At 45.1% G+C, this 2,998-nt stretch carries 3 protein-coding genes; 1 reads left to right on the forward strand and 2 read right to left on the reverse strand.

Annotation, left to right across the window (positions count from 1 at the left end):
* Together H6F50_RS26720 and H6F50_RS08000 are read right to left on the reverse strand one after the other, a co-directional pair.
* Positions 1-181 (reverse strand): hypothetical protein (locus tag H6F50_RS26720; RefSeq protein ID WP_206754824.1); only part of this gene is annotated, 181 nt, incomplete at its 3' end.
* Positions 182-349: 168 nt separating this feature from the next.
* Complete coding sequence (locus tag H6F50_RS08000; protein WP_190428185.1) at positions 350-1,582, reverse strand: PQQ-binding-like beta-propeller repeat protein; 1,233 nt, start codon at positions 1,580-1,582, stop codon at positions 350-352.
* Between the two features lie 316 nt (positions 1,583-1,898).
* On the opposite strand from H6F50_RS08000, the gene ilvA reads away from it, so the two are divergent.
* Positions 1,899-2,998 (forward strand): threonine ammonia-lyase, biosynthetic (gene ilvA, locus H6F50_RS08005; protein WP_190428188.1); only part of this gene is annotated, 1,100 nt, incomplete at its 3' end.

The raw sequence follows: 2,998 nt of genomic DNA on the forward strand, positions 1-2,998 counted from the left end.
CGAGGCAATGTAATCTTGGTCGTTCCACAGATAACCTGGCGGTAACTTGACACGGTTGCAACTGTGATCGCACTTCTACATACAGCCAAAACCAACCTCCACGAGCGATCGCTCTGTTCATTCCTGCTTGCGATCGCGCTTTTATAGCTTCAAGATGAGTATTGTGCCTATCACGCCTCAACTTTGCTTCCAGTTTTCATTGCTATATGCGAGACGGTACTTATACAGGAGATTGGGGCGTGGATAGCCCAATTGAATTTGATAGTCGTGTTGGTAGTGAATAATGGGATGTTGGGTTTCCTTGATCAACCCAATCTATGGCGATGCACGATCACACTAAAGTAGTAATTTACAAACGCCCGCGCAATAGTCGTCCATCAGGCGTTGCCAGGAAGATAAAACCATCAGTAGCAGCAATAGACCCATTCCAACCAGCATCACCAATCACTTCAGTTCCAACACTAGAAGAAATTTTACCTCTTCTCAATTTTCCGTCGGGGGTTGCCACGTAAACATAACCATCAGCAACAGCAATAGACCCATTCCAACCAGCATCACCAATCACTTCAGTTCCAACACTAGAGGAAATTTTACCTCTTCTCAATTTTCCGTCAGGGGTTGCCAAGTAAACATAACCATCAGCAGCAGCAATAGACCCATTCCAACCAGCATCACCAATCACTTCAGTTCCAACACTAGAGGAAATTTTACCTCTTCTCAATTTTCCGTCAGGGGTTGCCAAGTAAACATAACCATCAGTAGCAGCAATAGACCCATTCCAACCACCGTTACCAACCTCTTGATCTGCTCGTACTGGGTTAGTTAGCTGATCTTGTTGAGCAGATGGAGAGATGATGTTAATGCTAGATATCTGCTTCCCATCTGCTCTCACTATAAACTGCTGACTATTGGACGACAGACGCACTCCATTAGCGCCTACATTCAGCGATATAAGGAAGGGAGATGTCTGACCTAAATAAGGATGAGTTACATCTATTTCTTGATCGCCATTTTTTAGTAGGACTACAATTGGTGCTGAATCAAAGTCATAACCACTAATGTCGATTGTCTTTCTTCTGTCTGGAGGTAGTGTCAGATCAAGACTACTAGGACTAACTATGCATATAGCTGGTTTTACAGGCGGAACTGTATCAAGGGGTATGGGAGGAATTCCTATTTTTTGTGCCAGTCCATTCCTTTTGGTGATCAATTCATTCTTAATTCTGATCAACTCAATCCGCGATCTTTTGGCTACAAAATCAACATTACATCTAGATTCTTGACCAATGACTGAAACCCCATGATCAATAAGCTGTGTAATTTCAGTTTCGATAGTAGACTGTACGTCATCGGCTATCTTTTTCTGGACATCTTTCAAGGTTTCTTGCCAGCTTCCAGACTCCGTCCTAAGAGTATTGATACCTGTATTTAGAGTTTTTATAGCCTCCTCTAAGTGTTCTACTTCCACTTTCATTTTATTGTTTGTATTTATGGTTGGGATACATGAGTAAGCAGAAAGAAGAGACAAAACTGTGAGATAAAATGCTATTTTTGCAAAATATATTTGACGTGTAGTTCTCATACGCTGAGTTCTATTAGTATCCTAATTAAATCTTGAACATCATTGACAAGGTACATTTAATCAAAATTTGTAGCTGCTTAGCGATAGCACCCCACGGACAACTTTTAGATTGCTCCCTGACAGATAGCTTAAGCGGTCTAACTATTTATTCAACAGCTTATATCAAGTCTAAATAAGATTCCAACATAGAGTATATTTTTACTAAATTCTTAATAAGGGTTATATAGAGGGTGATCGCATCCTCACTTCCACGCCACAGAATCTACCAGTGAAGTAAAATTGTCTTCCATCCGCCATCTGCAACCCCCTTCACCCCATGCTTTGCGACTACCTGGTACAAATCCTGACGGCTCGTGTCTACGATGTCGCCCAAGAAACTCCCCTAGAATACGCTCCAAACCTCTCCGCACGGCTCAATAACAAACTCCTGCTTAAGCGGGAGGATATGCAATCAGTCTTCTCCTTCAAGCTGCGGGGCGCTTACAACAAGATGGCGCACCTGTCGCCGGATATGCTGGCACAGGGTGTAATTGCTGCATCAGCCGGGAACCATGCCCAAGGAGTCGCCCTTGCTGCGCGTCAGCTAGGAACGCAAGCGATTATCGTTATGCCAGTCACCACACCTCAAGTGAAGGTGGATGCCGTTAAAGCGCGAGGGGGAGAAGTTGTATTGCATGGAGACACTTACGACGATGCCTATGCCTTTGCCCGTCAACTGGAGACGGAAAAAGGTTTAACTTTTATTCACCCCTTTGATGACCCGCACGTAATTGCCGGACAGGGGACAATTGGGATGGAAATTCTGCGGCAATGTCAGCAACCTATTCATGCTATTTTTGTGGCGATTGGGGGCGGCGGATTGATTTCTGGGATTGCGGCGTATGTAAAACGGTTGCGTCCCGATATTAAGATTATTGGCGTTGAACCCGTCGATTCCGATGCTATGTCTCAATCCCTGAAAGCAGGGAAACGGGTGCGCTTGTCGAATGTCGGTTTATTTGCCGATGGGGTTGCAGTGCGGGAAGTCGGGGAAGAAACCTTCCGGCTGTGTCAAGAGTACGTCGATGAAATCATTTTGGTGGATACGGATGACACTTGTGCTGCAATTAAAGACGTATTTGAGGATACGCGATCGATTTTAGAACCAGCAGGTGCATTAGCGATCGCAGGTGCGAAAGCCTACGCCGAACGGGAGCAAATTGAAGGACAAACGCTAGTTGCCGTTGCCTGCGGTGCTAACATGAACTTCGATCGCCTCCGCTTTGTCGCAGAACGAGCCGAGTTTGGCGAACGCCGCGAAGCTATTTATGCCGTTACAATTCCCGAACAACCGGGCAGTCTCCGCAAGTTTTGCGAATGTCTTGGCAGACGCAATCTTACTGAGTTTAGCTATCGCATTGCCGATGAAAAAGAAGC

It is taken from the genome of Coleofasciculus sp. FACHB-712, from assembly GCF_014695635.1.
GTDB lineage: Bacteria > Cyanobacteriota > Cyanobacteriia > Cyanobacteriales > FACHB-T130 > FACHB-T130.

Excerpts from the sequence above, each read along its gene's own strand:
- H6F50_RS08000 (WP_190428185.1), bottom strand. The coding sequence starts at position 1,582 with ATGAGAACTACACGTCAAATATATTTTGCAAAAATAGCATTTTATCTC.